Source organism: Rhodanobacter denitrificans, assembly GCF_003335105.1.
GTDB classification, from domain to species: Bacteria; Pseudomonadota; Gammaproteobacteria; order Xanthomonadales; family Rhodanobacteraceae; genus Rhodanobacter; species Rhodanobacter denitrificans_A.
In genome coordinates, this window is the sequence record NZ_QFWQ01000009.1 from 180562 (window position 1) to 195980 (window position 15419).

Annotated in this window: 15 protein-coding genes; 10 read left to right on the forward strand and 5 right to left on the reverse strand. The window is 68.1% G+C overall.

From position 1 onward, the window contains the following. Positions 1 to 36 precede the first annotated feature (36 nt). The 4 genes from DEO45_RS14855 (at position 37) to DEO45_RS14870 (ending at position 4087) form a co-directional block, all read left to right on the forward strand. Entirely contained in the window at positions 37 to 882 is an 846-nt protein-coding gene (locus tag DEO45_RS14855; RefSeq protein WP_223250894.1) for a S1/P1 nuclease, read from the forward strand. Between the two features lie 34 nt (positions 883 to 916). After that, the gene (gene pyk / locus DEO45_RS14860; RefSeq protein ID WP_114345183.1) at positions 917 to 2392 is read left to right on the forward strand and encodes a pyruvate kinase; all 1476 of its coding nucleotides are present in this window, start codon (positions 917 to 919) and stop codon (positions 2390 to 2392) included. 115 nt (positions 2393 to 2507) lie between these two features. Then, on the forward strand, positions 2508 to 2948 hold the full coding sequence (locus DEO45_RS14865; protein WP_114345185.1) for an energy transducer TonB: 441 nt from the start codon (positions 2508 to 2510) through the stop codon (positions 2946 to 2948). 134 nt (positions 2949 to 3082) lie between these two features. Further along, positions 3083 to 4087: a class I fructose-bisphosphate aldolase gene (locus tag DEO45_RS14870; protein WP_114345187.1), complete on the forward strand. Its 1005-nt coding sequence runs from the start codon at positions 3083 to 3085 to the stop codon at positions 4085 to 4087. Positions 4088 to 4187: 100 nt separating this feature from the next. Here DEO45_RS14870 and DEO45_RS14875 read toward each other — a convergent pair whose 3' ends face one another. Next, entirely contained in the window at positions 4188 to 4787 is a 600-nt protein-coding gene (locus tag DEO45_RS14875; RefSeq protein ID WP_114345189.1) for an outer membrane protein, read from the reverse strand. A gap of 209 nt (positions 4788 to 4996) precedes the next feature. Then, positions 4997 to 5632, reverse strand: a complete 636-nt coding sequence (locus DEO45_RS14880) for an outer membrane beta-barrel protein (protein ID WP_114345192.1) — start codon at positions 5630 to 5632, stop codon at positions 4997 to 4999. Positions 5633 to 5860: 228 nt separating this feature from the next. On the opposite strand from DEO45_RS14880, the gene tkt reads away from it, so the two are divergent. Next, positions 5861 to 7870 (forward strand): transketolase, encoded by a 2010-nt coding sequence (tkt, locus tag DEO45_RS14885; protein ID WP_114345195.1) that lies wholly within the window; start codon positions 5861 to 5863, stop codon positions 7868 to 7870. Between the two features lie 127 nt (positions 7871 to 7997). On the opposite strand, the gene DEO45_RS14890 is transcribed toward tkt, so the two are convergent. Together DEO45_RS14890 and DEO45_RS14895 are read right to left on the reverse strand one after the other, a co-directional pair. Beyond that, positions 7998 to 8651 (reverse strand): HAD hydrolase-like protein, encoded by a 654-nt coding sequence (locus tag DEO45_RS14890; protein ID WP_114345198.1) that lies wholly within the window; start codon positions 8649 to 8651, stop codon positions 7998 to 8000. Next, positions 8651 to 9820, reverse strand: a complete 1170-nt coding sequence (locus DEO45_RS14895; protein WP_428992451.1) for a phosphoglycerate kinase — start codon at positions 9818 to 9820, stop codon at positions 8651 to 8653. The genes DEO45_RS14890 and DEO45_RS14895 overlap by 1 nt, the downstream gene beginning before the upstream one ends. Positions 9821 to 10008: 188 nt before the next feature. Between DEO45_RS14895 and maiA the strand changes: the two genes are divergently transcribed. Beyond that, positions 10009 to 10677: a maleylacetoacetate isomerase gene (gene maiA, locus DEO45_RS14900; protein ID WP_114345203.1), complete on the forward strand. Its 669-nt coding sequence runs from the start codon at positions 10009 to 10011 to the stop codon at positions 10675 to 10677. A gap of 94 nt (positions 10678 to 10771) precedes the next feature. Here maiA and DEO45_RS14905 read toward each other — a convergent pair whose 3' ends face one another. Continuing rightward, positions 10772 to 11884 (reverse strand): PilT/PilU family type 4a pilus ATPase, encoded by a 1113-nt coding sequence (locus tag DEO45_RS14905; protein ID WP_114345206.1) that lies wholly within the window; start codon positions 11882 to 11884, stop codon positions 10772 to 10774. 85 nt (positions 11885 to 11969) lie between these two features. Here DEO45_RS14905 and DEO45_RS14910 point away from each other — a divergent pair, with 85 nt between their 5' ends. The 4 genes from DEO45_RS14910 to DEO45_RS14925 all read left to right on the forward strand — a co-directional run bounded on the left by DEO45_RS14910 (position 11970) and on the right by DEO45_RS14925 (position 15286). Further along, complete coding sequence (locus tag DEO45_RS14910; RefSeq protein WP_114345208.1) at positions 11970 to 12536, forward strand: DUF4398 domain-containing protein; 567 nt, start codon at positions 11970 to 11972, stop codon at positions 12534 to 12536. Then, the gene (locus tag DEO45_RS14915; RefSeq protein ID WP_114345210.1) at positions 12533 to 13174 is read left to right on the forward strand and encodes a hypothetical protein; all 642 of its coding nucleotides are present in this window, start codon (positions 12533 to 12535) and stop codon (positions 13172 to 13174) included. Before DEO45_RS14910 ends, DEO45_RS14915 begins: the two co-directional genes overlap by 4 nt. A gap of 364 nt (positions 13175 to 13538) precedes the next feature. Further along, a complete protein-coding gene (locus DEO45_RS14920; RefSeq protein ID WP_027492953.1) occupies positions 13539 to 13766 on the forward strand; it encodes a YdcH family protein in 228 nt (75 codons plus the stop codon). Between the two features lie 149 nt (positions 13767 to 13915). Next, a complete protein-coding gene (locus DEO45_RS14925) occupies positions 13916 to 15286 on the forward strand; it encodes a pyridoxal-phosphate dependent enzyme (protein WP_114345212.1) in 1371 nt (456 codons plus the stop codon). Positions 15287 to 15419 lie beyond the last annotated feature (133 nt).

Sequence of the window (15419 nt, forward strand, 5' to 3'; positions counted from 1 at the left end):
TGGCAGACTCCGGCCATCCTTCCAGCTGAAAACGCCATGATCCCGTTGCATCGCTCCCTCGCCATCGCACTGGGCATGTTCGCCGTCGCGCCGCTGGCGCAGGCCTGGGGGCCGCTCGGCCATCGCGTGGTCGCGGAGCTGGCGCAACGGCACCTCAGCCCGGCGGCCGAGGCCGAGGTCGAGCGGCTGCTGGCGCCGGAACACACCGCGCGTCTGGCCGACGTGGCCAACTGGGCCGACCAGATCCAGGACGACCCGGCGCAGGACGCGTTGTGGCAGCAGACCCGCAGCCAGCACTACGTCAACTTCCGCGGCGGCAGCGGCTGCGACTATATGCCGCCGCGCGATTGCCGCGACGACCGCTGCGTGGTGGCCGCGCTGCAGCACTACACGCGCGTGCTCGGCGACCGCGGCCAGTCCGACGCGGCGCGGCGCGAGGCACTGAAGTTCGTGGTGCATTTCGCCGGCGACATCCACCAGCCGCTGCATGCCGGCTACCGCGACGACAAGGGCGGCAACACGTTCCAGGTGCAGGTCGCCGGCAAGGGCAGCAACCTGCACAAGGTATGGGACTCCGGCATGCTGAATACCCGTGGCCTCGACTGGCAGGCCTATGCGCGCCAACTCGATGCCGCCGCGCCGGTCGGCCTGCCGGCGCCGATCACGCCGCTGGACGACCCGTACGCGCAATGGGCCGAGGAATCCTGCCGGATCACCGCCGAAGCCGGCTTCTATCCGGACGGGCACAAGATCGATCCGGCCTACGTCCAGTCCGAGCTGCCGCTGGCAGAGCTGCGCCTGCGCCAGGCCGGTCGTCGCCTGGCGGAGCTGCTCAACCTCGCCCTGCCGCCGAGCGGCGCGATGCATACGAATGCAGAGTAATGGCGCGCCGCGCGGCTTCTGCTAGCCTCGACACATGAATGCGAACCCCCTGCTGCGCCGTACCAAGATCGTCGCCACCCTCGGCCCCGCCACCGATGTGCCGGGCATGCTCGAGAAGATCATCGCCGAAGGCGTCAACGTCGCCCGCCTGAATCTCTCGCACGGCCAGCCGGACGACCATCGCGCCCGCGCCAATGCGGTGCGCGCGGCGTCGCTTGCCAGCGGGCGCGAGGTGGGCATCCTGGCCGACCTGCAGGGGCCGAAGATCCGCATCGAGACGTTCGCCAACGGGCCGGTGGAACTCGCCGATGGCGCCTCGTTCGTGCTGGATTGCCGCCCCGACGCGCCGCCCGGCGATGCGACCCGCGTCGGCGTGAGCTACTACGGCCTGCCGCACGACGTGCACGCCGGCGACGTGCTGCTGCTGGACGACGGCCTGGTCGCGCTGACCGTTCAGGACGTCGCCGGCGCGGAAGTGCGCTGCAAGGTGCTGGTCGGCGGCAAGCTGTCCAACCGCAAGGGGCTCAACCGGCAGGGCGGCGGCCTCTCGGTGACGGCGCTCTCGGACAAGGACAAGGCCGACATCAAACTGGCCGCCGAGATCGGCGCGGATTTCCTCGCGGTGTCGTTCGTGCGTTCGGCCGAGGACATGCACCAGGCCCGCCGCCTGCTGCACGAGGCCGGCGGCAACGCGGCGCTGGTGGCGAAGATCGAACGCGCCGACGCGATCCCGGTGCTGGGCGAGATCATCGACGCTTCCGACGTGGTGATGGTGGCGCGTGGCGACCTCGGCGTGGAGATCGGCGACGCCGAGCTGCCCGGCCTGCAGAAGAAGATCATCCGCGAGACGGTGCAGCGCAACCGCGCGGTGATCACCGCCACGCAGATGCTGCAGTCGATGGTGCGCTCGCCGATCCCGACCCGCGCCGAAGTGCTGGACGTGGCCAACGCAGTGATCGACGGCACCGACGCGGTGATGCTGTCGGAGGAGACCGCCGCCGGCGCGCATCCGGACAAGGCGGTGGCGGCGATGACGCGGATCTGCCTCGGTGCCGAGCGCCAGTTCGAACCGAAGGAGGATCTGGGCAGCGTCAGCCACCAGATGAACCGTACCGACCAGGCGATCGCGCTGGCCGCGATGGTGCTGGCCGGCCAGCTCGGCGTGCGGGCGATCGTGGCGCTGACCGAATCCGGCGCCACCGCCCAGTGGCTGTCGCGCTACCGCAGCGCGGTGCCGATCTACGGCATGTCGCCGTCCGCCGCCGCGCGCCGGCGCATGCTGGTGTTGCGCGACGTGCAGCCGGTGGAGTTCACCCATGGCGAGCGGCAGAGCATGGCCGCCTCCACCCGTGCCGCGGTGCAGCTGCTGTTCGGGAAGGGCAAGCTGGTCGAGGGCGACAGCGTGGTGATCACCTACGGCGACCGCATCGGCCACGTCGGCGGCACCAACACGCTGAAGCTGCTCTGGGTCGGCCCGGACGGCACGGTCGAGAGCCTGCGCGACCTGTAGAGTCGTTCGCGATCGCTGAGGCTGGCCCGCAGCTGTCCGGCGCGCGGGCGCCGACCACCGGCGGGCGCCGGGGCGGTTACACTGCAGTCGACCGCCGCGTGCACAGGAGATCACCATGAAAACGTCGTTTCATCCGCTTGGCCAGGGCCTGCTGCTGGCGTTGCTGCTGGGGTCCGCGGCGCCCGCGCTGGCGCAGGCGCGCAAGGTCGACCAGCAGAACCTGTACCGCTACTGGATCCTGCTCAATACGCAGGTGAAGATGGACGTGCCCAACAGCGGGCTGAACCTGGACAAGCCGGGCTGCGCGGCGGTGACCTATACGGTGGGTTCCGACGGCGTGCCGATGGACGTGCAGGTGGTGAAGCTGGCGCCCAAGAGCGACCTGGGTCCGGTCGCCCGCAGTGCGGTCTCCAACTTCCGCTACGGCCCTTCGCTGACCAACCGCATCAGCGAGCCGGTGGCCACCTATTACATCGTGCCGTTCAACGCCCCGGCCGACCCCGCGCAGCGGCAGCAACTGCTGGACGCCTGCAAACTGAGCGGCTACGGCGGCTGACCCCCGGCCCGCGGCGGCCCGGCGCGTCCGGCCGCCAATCTGGCCTATAATCGCCGTTTTGAACCGTGCCGCTTCGGCCCCGAGGCGGCTTCCACCTTGTGCGGGCGGGCATGCCCCTGCACCACGGAGTCGTCATGAGTATTGAAGATCTCGAAAGCATCGCCCTGGCGATGGTCGCGCCCGGCAAGGGCATCATCGCCATCGACGAGTCGACCAACACCATCAAGAAGCGCTTCGAGGCCGTCGGCATCGAAAATACCGAGGAAAACCGCCGCGCCTACCGCGAGCTGCTGCTGACCACGCCGGGCCTGAACGAGCACATCTCCGGCGCGATCCTGTACGACGAGACGATCCGCCAGAAGACCCGCGACGGCGTGCCGTTCACCGAGGTGATGAAGAAGAACGGCATCATCCCCGGCATCAAGGTCGACAAGGGCCCGCAGCCGCTGGCCGGCTTCCCCGGCGACGTGGTCACCGAGGGCCTCGACGGCCTGCGCGAGCGCCTGCAGGAATACGCCAAGCTCGGCGCGCAGTTCGCCAAGTGGCGCGCGGTGATCAACATCTCCGAAGAGAACCCCAGCTCCACCGCGATCGAGGCGAACTGCCACGCGCTGGCGCGCTACGCCGCGCTGTGCCAGGAAGCCGGCCTGGTGCCGATGGTCGAGCCGGAAGTGATCATGGACGGCGACCACAGCATCGAGGTCAGCTACGAGGTGCACGAGGCGGTGCTGCGCAGCCTGTTCAATGCGCTGTACGAGCAGAACGTGATGCTGGAAGGCACCATCCTGAAGATCAGCATGGTCATCCCGGGCAAGGACTGCGACGAGCAGGTCGATGTCGAGGAAGTCGCCGAGGCCACCGTGCGCGTGCTGAAGTCGACCGTCCCGGCCTCGCTGCCGGGCATCGTGTTCCTCTCCGGCGGCCAGACCGACCAGCAGTCCACCGCCCACCTCAACGCGATGAACCAGATCGGCCCGCACCCGTGGCCGCTGTCGTTCTCCTACGGTCGCGCCATGCAGCAGGCGGCGCTGAAGCTGTGGGCCAAGGACATGAAGGCGAACTACGCCGAGGCACAGAAGACCGTGCACGCGCGTGCGCGCGACAACGGCCTGGCCGCGCTGGGGCAGTGGAACGGCTGAGGGGTTAGCTCCTGTTAGCTCCTGCGATCATCCATGATCGCGAGAAAAAAACGGGCACCGCGAGGTGCCCGTTTCGTTTTCCGTGTGATTGGTCAACCAATCAGAAGCGGTATTCCGCGCTGACCGAGACCATGTCGGTGCTCAGGTCGACGTTGCGCTTGCTGGCGTCGAAGTAGTCGTAGTTCAGGCCGACGCTGAGGTTGCTGGTGAGGTTGTAGCCCACCCCGGCACCCGCATACCAGCTGTTGGAACTCAGGCTCTTGTTGATCGGGTTGATGTCGTTGCTCAGGCCGTGGCCGGTCCAGCTGTAGAGGCCGGCGCGGCCGCCGACGTACCAGTCCGGGCTGAGGTCGTAGCGGGCATTCGCACCGACGGTCCAGCCGTGCAGCTGGGACTTGCCCGGGGCGATCACCGGCTGGCTGTTGAAGACGTTCTTCGCATGGATGTTGCCCAGGTCGTTGTAACCCACTTCGGCGCCCAGCGAGAAGTTCGGCGCCAGCGACCAGCGATAGCCGCCGTTGAGGGCGTAGCCGGTGTCATGGCCGTCGTACGGGCCCTGGTTGATGGCGGTGCGACCGACGTTGCCGTTGATGAACCAGCCGTCGCTGTGGGCCGGCGTGCTCTGCGCGAACACGGCGGGCACGGCCAGCAGGCCGGTGGTGGCGAGGGCGAGGGCGAGCAGGGTCTTTTTCATTTTCATGGAGCTTCTCCAGTTGTTATCGTGGCAGGCGGCCCTGAGGGGGGAGTGGCCGCTGCTGCGGTGCGCCGCCCGAGCCGGGAGGCGATACCCGAGACTTAGATAAGGCGGGCGCCGGAAGATTCAATACCGATTGGTTCAGTATTAAGCATTCGTTAATCCGACATGCCCGGATGGCGTGGCGGCGGGCGCCGCGCCATCCGGGTCGTTCGTCAGAAGCGGTACTCGGCGGTCAGCGATGCCGTATCGGTGCTCAGGCCGATGTGGTCCTTCTTCGCGTGGTAGTAGTCGTACGCCAGGCCCAGGCCGAAGTGCTCGCTGAAGTCGTAGCCGACGCCGGCGCCGGCGAAGTAGTCGACCCGATCCAGGTGATGGCGGTTGATGTCCTGGTTGCTGTAGCCGTCGCCCTTCCAGCCGTAGATGCCGGTGCGGCCGCTGACATACAGGCCCTGCCACACATTGATCTTGCCGTTGGCGCCGGCGGTCCAGCCGCGCAGGGCCTGGCGCTGCGACGTCAGGTTGACGTCGTTGCTGTTGAACACGTTCTTCAGCCTGAAATTGCCCAGGTCGTTGTAGCCGACCTCGACGCCCAGGCCCAGGTCCTGGCCCACCTTCCAGCGGTAGCCGCCGTTGAGCGCGTAGGTGGTCGGGTGGCCGTCGTACGGGCCCACGCGCATGTGCGCCTGGCCGACGCTGCCGTTGATGAACCAGTTGCCGCTGCCGATCGGCTGGGACGGCTGGAAGTTGCCGCCGCCGGCCGCAGGGCTGGTCTGGCTGTCCTGCGCGAAGACGGGCAGGGCGGCCATGGCGGCAGCTGAGATGGCGAGTACAAGGAAAGTCTTTTTCATGGGGATACTCCACTTTTTTGAGCCGGGCCGGTGGCCATGGGGAAGGACGCACGCGGTCGGGCAGCGCCTGGGGATGGCGTTGCGGGGCGTATTGATAACGAGGCCTTGCTGAAGGCTTGCGTACCGTATGGCCCGGGGTTAAGCGGCAGTTAATTCCCACGACGCCGGCGACAGCGCGGGGCCGGATCGGCGACAATGCGCGCTTTTGCACCTTCCGGAGACTGCCCGATGACCACCCGCCGCGAACTCGCCAATGCCGTGCGCGCCCTTGCCATGGACGCCGTGGAGGCGGCCAGGTCCGGCCATCCGGGCATGCCGATGGGCATGGCCGACCTCGCCGAGGTGCTGTGGAACGACTTCCTGAAGTTCAACCCGGCCAACCCGAAGTGGTCCAACCGCGACCGCTTCGTGCTCTCCAACGGCCACGGCTCGATGCTGCAGTACGCGCTGCTGCACCTCACCGGCTTCGACCTGCCGATGGATCAGCTGAAGCGCTTCCGCCAGCTGCATTCGAAGACCGCCGGCCACCCCGAAGCCAGCGAAACCCCCGGCGTGGAAACCACCACCGGCCCGCTCGGCCAGGGCCTGGCCAATGCGGTCGGCTTCGCGCTGGCCGAGAAGGTGCTGGCGGCGCACTTCAACCGTCCAGGTCACGACGTGGTCGACCACCACACCTGGGTGTTCCTCGGCGACGGCTGCCTGATGGAAGGCATCTCGCACGAGGTCGCCTCGCTGGCCGGCACCTGGGGTCTGGGCAAGCTGGTGGCGATCTACGACGACAACGGCATCTCGATCGACGGCGAAGTGCACGGCTGGTTCACCGACGACACCCCGGCGCGCTTCGAGGCGTACGGCTGGAACGTGATCCGCGGCGTGGACGGGCATGATGCCGCGGCGATCGCCAAGGCTCTGAGCGCGGCAACCGGCCAGCACGACAAACCCACGCTCATCTGTGCGAAGACCATCATCGGCTTCGGCGCGCCGCACAAGCAGGGCAAGGAGGAAAGCCACGGCGCGCCGCTGGGCAAGGACGAGATCGCCGCCGCGCGCGAACAACTGGGCTGGAAGTACGCGCCGTTCGAGATCCCGGCCGACATTTATGCCGGCTGGGATCATCGCAAGGCGGGCATCGAAGCCGAGCAGGCATGGAACGACGCCTTCGCGAAATACGCCGCCGCCCATCCGGAGCTGGCCGCCGAGTTCAGCCGCCGCATGAGCGGCGAGCTGCCGGCGGACTGGGCCGCGAAGTCGCAGGCGTTCATCGACAAGCTGCAGGCCGACGGCCCCGAAGTGGCTTCGCGCAAGGCCTCCCAGATGAGCATCGAGGCGTTCGCGCCGCTGCTGCCGGAGCTGATCGGTGGCTCGGCCGACCTGGCCGGCTCCAACCTCACCAAGTGGAAGGGCAGCCTCGACGCCGCCACCGGCGACAGCGCCGGCGGCAAGGGCAACTACGTCTACTACGGCGTGCGCGAGTTCGGCATGGCCGCGATCGCGAATGGCCTGGCACTGCACGGCGGCTTCATCCCGTACGACGCCACCTTCCTGGTGTTCTCCGACTACGCGCGCAATGCGGTGCGCATGAGCGCGCTGATCCCCGCGCACGCGATCCACGTCTACACGCACGACTCGATCGGCCTGGGCGAGGACGGCCCGACCCATCAGCCGGTCGAGCACCTGGCCAGCCTGCGCTACATCCCGAACAACCAGTTGTGGCGCCCCTGCGACGCGGTGGAGTCGGCCGCGTCGTGGAAGGCGGCGATCGAGCGCAAGGGCCACCCGGCCTGCCTGGTGTTCTCGCGGCAGAACCTGAAGCACCAGCAGCGCAGCGCGCAGCAGGTGGCCGACATCATGCGCGGCGGTTACGTGCTGTCCGATCCGCTGGATACGAAGTTCCGGGCGATCCTGATCGCCACCGGCTCGGAAGTGGAAATGGCGATGGAAGCCGCGCGCGCGCTGGCCCAGCAGGGCGTGGCCGTGCGCGTGGTGTCGATGCCGTGCACCGAGGTGTTCGACGCGCAGCCGCTGGAATACCGCGAAGGCGTGCTGCCTTCCTGGTGCCGCGCCCGCGTGGCGGTGGAGGCGGCCACGGCCGACTTCTGGTGCAAGTACGTAGGCCTGGACGGCGAGGTGGTCGGCATGACCACGTTCGGCGCCTCCGCTCCCGCGCCGCAGCTGTTCGAGCACTTCGGCTTCACCGTGGGCCACGTGGTCGACGCAGTGAAGCGCACCCTCAGGTAACGGCGGGGTAGGGCGGGCACCGCCCGCCGGCTCTTGCTTGGTGAAACGAAAAGTCGGGTAGGGCGGGCACCGCCCGCCGCTGCGCTTCGCCCATCATCGGAGCAAGAGCCGGCGGACCGTGTCCGCCCTACGCGGCGGGTGTCGAGACTTCCAGCAGTGTAGCCAGTTCGTCCGGCGTCACCGCAATGGCATGCGCGCCGGCCTGCTCCAGCTCCGCGCGGTCGCCGAAACCCCACAGCACGCCGAGGCCGCGCACCCGGTTGGCCACCGCGCCCTCGATGTCGAAGTGGCGGTCGCCGATCATCACCGCGTCGGCCGGGTCGGCGCCGAAGTCGGCCAGCGCCTCGGCGATCATCGCGGCCTTCTCGCTGTGCGCGCTGCCCGGGTGCGGGCCGTACAGGCGCTCGAACGCCGCGCCGAATGGAAGGTGTTCGACGATCGGCGCGGCGTGGCGGTGGGGCTTGCTGGTGACCACCGCGAGCCGGTGGCCGGCACGGCGCAGCCGCCCGATCAGCGCCTCGATGCCCGGATAGATCTCGTGCTCGCGCCAGCCGTGCGCGTCGAAGCGCTCGTGGTAGTACGCCACCGCCGCCTCGATGCGTTCGGCGTCGTGATCCAGCAGCGGTGCGAAGCTGTGGCGCAGCGGCGGCCCGATCCAGCGGCGCAGCTCCTCGTGCGCCGGTGCCGGCACGTCCAGCCGCGCCAGCGCATGCTTCACGCAGGCGGTGATGCCGTGCTCGGAATCGATCAGGGTGCCGTCGAGGTCGAACAGGCAGAGCATTACCTCGTGGCTCGCGCCTTCAGCGCCGCCACCGCGGGCAGTTCCTTGCCTTCGAGGAACTCCAGGAACGCGCCGCCGCCGGTGGAGATGTAGGAGACCTGGTCGGCGATGCCGTACTTGTCGACCGCGGCCAGGGTGTCGCCGCCGCCGGCGATCGAGAACGCCTTCGACGCGGCGATCGCCCGCGCCAGCGTCTCAGTGCCCTTGCCGAACGCGTCGAACTCGAACACGCCGACCGGCCCGTTCCACACCACGGTGCCGGCCCTGGCGATCAGCGCGGCGTAGAGTTCGGCGGTCTGCGGGCCGATGTCGAGGATCATCTCGTCCTTGCCCACCTGGTCGACCGGCTTGATCGTGGCCGGCGCCTGCGCGGAGAACGCCGGCGCCACCACCACGTCGACCGGCATCGGCACCTCGGCGCCGCGGCGCTTCGCGTCGGCCAGTACTTTCTTCGCGGCGTCGATCAGGTCGGGCTCATACAGCGAGTTGCCGACCGAGTGGCCCAGCGCGGCAATGAAGGTGTTGGCGATGCCGCCACCCACGATCAACTGGTCGACCTTGCCGATCAGGTTGTCCAGCAGGGTCAGCTTGGTCGAGACCTTGGAGCCGGCCACGATGGCCAGCAGCGGGTGCGCCGGGTGTTCCAGCGCCTTGCCCAGTGCGTCCAGCTCGGCGCAGAGCAGCGGACCCGCCGCTGCGACCGGGGCGTACCTGATCACCCCATGGGTGGAGGCCTGCGCGCGGTGCGCGGTGCCGAACGCGTCCATCACGAAGATGTCGCACAGCGCGGCGTACTTCCGGGCCAGCGCGTCGTCGTCCTTGTTTTCGCCGACATTCATGCGGCAGTTTTCCAGCAGGACCACCTCGCCCGGGGCCACCTCGACGCCGTCGGCCAAGTAGCCGGCGACCAGGCGTACCGATTGGTCCAGGTGGCTGCTCAGCCACAGCGCCACTGGCGCCAGCGACGATTCGGCGTCGAACTGGCCTTCCTTCGGCCGGCCCAGGTGCGACATCACCATCACTTTCGCGCCGGCGTCGCGGGCGGCCTGGATCGTGGGCAGTGCGGCGTCGAGGCGCTGGGTCGAGGTGATCTGGCCGTGGTCGTCGATCGGCACGTTCAGGTCTTCGCGGATCAGCACGCGCTGGCCGCGCAAATCGAGGTCACTCATGCGGATGACTGACACGGCGGAACTCCGTTGATGGATGGAAAGCCGGCCCGAATGGGCGCGAACCGCCTATTGTCCGGTGCGTGGGGAGCCGATGCAAACCGCGGCGGATGCCGCAGGCCGGCCGGCGATGCGCGCGACCCGCCACTATGGCTACACTGCGGGCTGTCCACGCGCGGGGGAGGGCGGCTATGGCTACCGGATTGGTGCTTTACGGCTACTGGCGCTCCAGTGCCGCGTATCGTGTGCGTATCGCATTGAATCTCAAGGGGCTCGACTACGAGACGCGCCCGGTGCACCTGGTACGCGACGGCGGCGGGCAGCACGCGCCGGATTACCGCGCGCTCAACCCGCAGGAAATGGTGCCCTGCCTGCTCGACGGCGACCGCGTGCTCACCCAGTCGCTGGCGATCATGGAGTACCTCGACGAGATCCATCCGGAACTGGAAACGGCCCTGCTGCCGGTCGATGCGCGCGGGCGCGCCAGGGTGCGGGCGCTGGCGCAGGTGGTGGCCTGCGACATTCATCCGCTGGGCAACCTGCGCGTGCTGCAGCAGCTGGAAGCGGAGTTCGGCGCCAGCGAAGAGCAGCGCGCCGGGTGGTCGCGGCACTGGATCGGCGAGGGTTTCAGGGCGATCGAGGCGATGCTGGCCGACAACGCGGCCACCGGCAGCTATTGCCACGGCGATGCGCCGGGCATGGCCGACGCCTGCCTGGTCCCGCAGGTCTACAACGCGCAGCGCTGGAAATTGCCACTGGACGACTACCCGACGATCCGGCGCATCCACCAGGCCTGCAGCGAGCTGGAGGCGTTCCGGCGGGCGGCGCCGGAAGCGCAGGCGGATGCGCCGCAAAGCTAGAAACGAGTGAAGAGGAGTGGGGAACGAGAGAGAGCGGGGCGAGGGGGTTTGTGCCGTCTCTCACTTCTCACTCCTCTCCACTCACTCCCCGCCTTCAGAAGCCCATGCCGTACGGGTCGTTGCCGGCCAGTTCCGGGTCGTTGCTGCCGCCTTCGGCGAGGCGGATCTTCAGCGCCAGGCCGTCGCGCGAATCGGACTTGTTGAGCGCCTCTTCCAGTTCCACGCGGCCTTCCTTGTACAGCTTGTACAGCGACTGGTCGAAGGTCTGCATGCCTTCCTGCAGGCTGCGGTCCATCGCCTCCTTGATCTCGTGGATCTGGCCGCGGCGGATCATGTCGCGGATCAGCGGGGTGTTCAGCAGCACTTCGGCGGCCGGAATGCGGCGGCCGTCCTTGCCGATCACCAGGCGCTGGCTGATCACCGCGCGCAGGTTCAGCGCCAGGTTCATCAGCACGTTCTTGTGCGCCGACTCGGGGAAGAAGTTGAGGATGCGCTCCAGCGTCTGGTCGGCGTTGTTCGAGTGCAGCGTGGCCAGGCACAGGTGGCCGGTCTCGGAGAAGGAGATCGCCGCCTCCATCGTGTCGGTGTCGCGGATCTCGCCGATCATGATCACGTCCGGCGCCTCGCGCATCGCGTTCTTCAGCGCCTCGTGGTAGCTGTGCGTATCCAGCCCCACCTCGCGCTGGTTGACGATCGACTTCTTGTGCCGGTGCAGGTATTCGATCGGATCCTCAATGGTGAGGATGTGGCCGGCCGAATTGGTATTGCGCTGGTCGAGCATCGCCGCCAAGGTGGTCGACTTGCCCGAGCCGGTGGCGCCGACCACCAGGATCAGCCCGCGCGGTTCCATGATCAGGTCGCGGAAGATGCCGGGCAGCTGCAGCTGGTCGATGCTGGGGATCTCGCTCTTGATCGCGCGGATCACCATGCCCACTTCGCCGCGCTGCTTGAACACGTTGATGCGGAAACGGCCGGCTTCCTTCACCGCCAGCGCCATGTTCAGCTCCAGGTCGCGCTCGAACTGCGGCACCTGGCCCTCGTCCATCAGCGAATAGGCGATCTTCTTGACCATGCCGCCGGGCAGGCCGGTGTTGCCCAGCGGATACAGCTTGCCCTCGACCTTGATATTCACCGGGGCGCCGGTGGACAGGAACATGTCCGACGCGCCCTTGTCTACCATAAGCTTGAGGAAGTAGCCGATATCCACGGAATGATCCCTGTTTGCGCAAAGCGCGTTGCAAAGTCGGATTATGCCCGCCCACAATACGCTGCGACATACCACGAGGAATGTGATGTACATCTTTTCCCTGCCGCCCGGCTCTCCCCGCCATATCCGCACGGCCATGGCGACGGCGGCCCTGGCCCTGGCCCTGGCCCTGCTGCTGGCCGGCTGTGCCTCGGCGCCGCCGCCGAACGATTCGATGAACATGGCGCAGTCCCAGCTGCAGATGGCCCGCGACGCGGGGGCGGCCGATTACGCCCCGGTCGACCTGGGCTTCGCGCAGGACAAGTTCCAGCAGGCGCAGGCGGCCATGGCCGACCGCAAGTACGCCGATGCGGCGAGTCTGGCGGAGGAGTCGCGCGCCGACGCCGAGCTGGCCCAGTCCAAGGCCCGGCTGGGCGCGGCGCGGGCGCAGATCCAGAACAAGGTGCAGGAGAACACCCGCCTGCGCCAGGAAGGCGAGCAACTGGAGCAGCGCGACAACGCGCCGGCACCGGCGTCGTCCGGTCCGCCGCCCACCCAGGACATGCCGGCGCCGGCCTCGACCGTGCTGTCCGCACCGGCCGGTGCCGGTTTCCAGACCGTGCCGGATGCCAACCAGCAACCCGCTTCCAATTCCCACGGAGGCCAGCCATGAAGCGTTCCACCCTCACCCTGGCCGCGATCGTGCTGGCGCTGGCGGCCGCCGGCTCGGCGCACGCCCGCAAGGACGACATCGACATCGCCCGGCTGGGCGGCAGCCTCGACCAGCTCGCCAACGACCCCAGCCTGGGCCGTTACGCGCAGGCCGAGCAGGCGCGCGCCCGCGACGCGATCAACCGGCTGGCCCAAGCCGGCTCGCGCGAGCGGCCGCACGCGCTGTACCTGGCCGAACGCCGGGTCGACCTGGCCAAGACCGCCGCACAGCTGCAGGACGCCCAGGTCAAGCTGACCCAGCTCGACCGCGAGCACGACCAGATCCTGCTCGACAACAGCCGGCGCGATGCGGAACTGGCGCGGCGCGAACTGGAGCGCCAGCGCCTGCAGTACCAGCTGGCGCAGGAAGAGGCCGCCCGGTTGCAGGCACAGGGACAGGAGTACTCGCAGGCGGCCGACCAGGCGCGCGCCGAAGCCGAGCGGGCGAAAAAGCTGGCGGCGGCGCAGAGCAAGGTGGCCAGGGCGGCCAAGCGCCAGGCCGAGCTGGCTGCCCAGGCGGCCAAGGCGATGCGTTCGCAGATGAGCGAAGGCGAGCAGCCTGCCGAGGCAGCCCCGGACGCCTCGAAAAAGCATCCCTGACCCTGCCTCGACGGCGCGCTGCGGCGCTCCGCCGCGCCCGCTCCGCGCCTCGCGGCGACGGGTCCCGAGCTTTCGGTTAGATAAACAGTAAAATACTGTTTTGACAGCTGTTTCACAGGAAACCGCTGTGCTTCGCGGAGTCCCTCGGCAAGGCTTGCAGCCCCCTGACCGGGGGAGTAGGGTCGAAGTCCCACGGGGCATCCAGGCCGCGTGGGCCACTGACCCGAATCATGCGCTTATTCCACGTTTCCATGCGTCACCCGCGTTCCGGCAGACCGGCGCGGGTCGTGGGTGCGTGCATGCATTCAATGTCTGCGGATGCTTCCTGTGGCATCCGCATGCCAACTCGCGAGGAGGTCGGATCATGTTCGAAAACCAGCAGCGTGATGATGTCGAGGCATTGATGAAGGCCGACGCCGAATTCCGGCGGCTCTACCAGCATCACCGCGAACTCGACAGCAAGGTGCACGACGCCGACATAGGCGTGCTTCCCATCGACGATGTCACCCTCGCCAGCATGAAGAAGGAGAAGCTGCTGGCCAAGGCGCGACTCGAGCGCATGTGGACGGATCGGGCGCACCTCATCCACTGACCCTGCTGTTTCACGCCATCGCGGCCCCGGGTCCTCCCTGATGCATCGGGAGGGTGCCGGGGCCGCCGCGTTGGTGGCGGTCCAGCGGTTATCATGGCGATCCCGCAGCGGCGGCATCGCCCGGCTGCCTTTCCAGCGACGGAGCCCCCATGACGGTCCACCAGAGTGTCCTCGAACTGATCGGACGTACCCCGATGGTGCGCGCGCAGCGCCTGGATACCGGGCCGTGCGAGCTGTTCCTCAAGCTGGAGAGCACCAACCCCGGCGGCTCGATCAAGGACCGCATCGGCCTGTCGATGATCGAGGGCGCCGAGAAGGATGGCCGCATCCGCCCGGGCGACATCCTGGTCGAGGGCACCGCCGGCAACACCGGCCTGGGGCTCGCCCTGGTCGCGCAGCAGAAGGGCTACCGGCTGATCCTGGTGGTGCCGGACAAGATGAGCCGGGAGAAGATCTTCAACCTCAAGGCGATGGGCGCCGAGGTGGTGCTGACCCGCTCCGACGTGGCCAAGGGCCACCCCGAGTACTACCAGGACATGGCCGAGCGGATCGCGCGCGAGACGCCCGGCGCGTACTTCATCAACCAGTTCGGCAACCCGGACAACCCGGCCGCGCACATCGCCACCACCGGGCCGGAGATCCTCGAACAGATGGACGGCAAGGTCGACGCGATCGTGGTCGGCTGCGGCTCGTCGGGCACGCTGAGCGGGTTGTCGAAGTTCTTCGCCGAACACTCGCCGCGGACGGAATTCATCCTCGCCGACCCGGTCGGCTCGATCCTCGCCCAGTACATCAACGAGGGCACGCTCTCGACCAAGTCCGCCAGCTGGATGGTCGAAGGCATCGGCGAGGACTTCCTGCCTTCGATCAGCGACTTCACCCGGGTGAAGAAGGCCTACGCGATCCCCGACAAGGAGAGCTTTCTCACCGCGCGCGAGCTGCTGGCGAAGGAGGGCGTGCTGGGCGGCTCGTCCACCGGCACCCTGGTCGCGGCGGCGCTGCGCTACTGCCGCGAACAGACCGCGCCGAAGCGGGTGGTGACCCTGGTCTGCGACACCGGCAACAAGTACCTGTCCAAGCTGTACAACGATTACTGGATGCTCGACAACGGCTTCATCGAGCGCGAACGGCATGGCGACCTGCGCGACCTGCTGCTGCGCCCGTTCGCCCAGCGCGACACCGTGGTGGTCGGCCCCAACGAGCTGCTGGTCACCGCCTACAACCGCATGAAGCTGTACGACGTGTCGCAGCTGCCGGTGATGGACGGCCGCAAGCTGGTGGGCATCGTCGACGAATCCGACGTGCTGATGCACGTGCACGCCGACGAGACGCGTTTCCGCGATCCGGTGTCGACCGCGATGATCACCAGCCTGCAGAAGCTCGACGTGCGCTCGCCGATCGAATCGCTGCTGCCGGTGTTCGAGCGCGGCCACGTCGCGATCGTGGTCGACGGCGACGATTTCCTCGGCCTGATCACCCGCATCGACCTGTTGAACTATTTGCGTCGCAAGGTGGACTAACCGTTCCGGTCCACACCGACCGGGCGCGAAAGCCTGCCGCAATGCAGGCCGGTGAAGATGGCCAGCTAGGTGCGGCTGCGGGCCGCGCAATCACCCAAAGGAAGCCCTGCCGATGTGTGGAATCGTTGCTGCC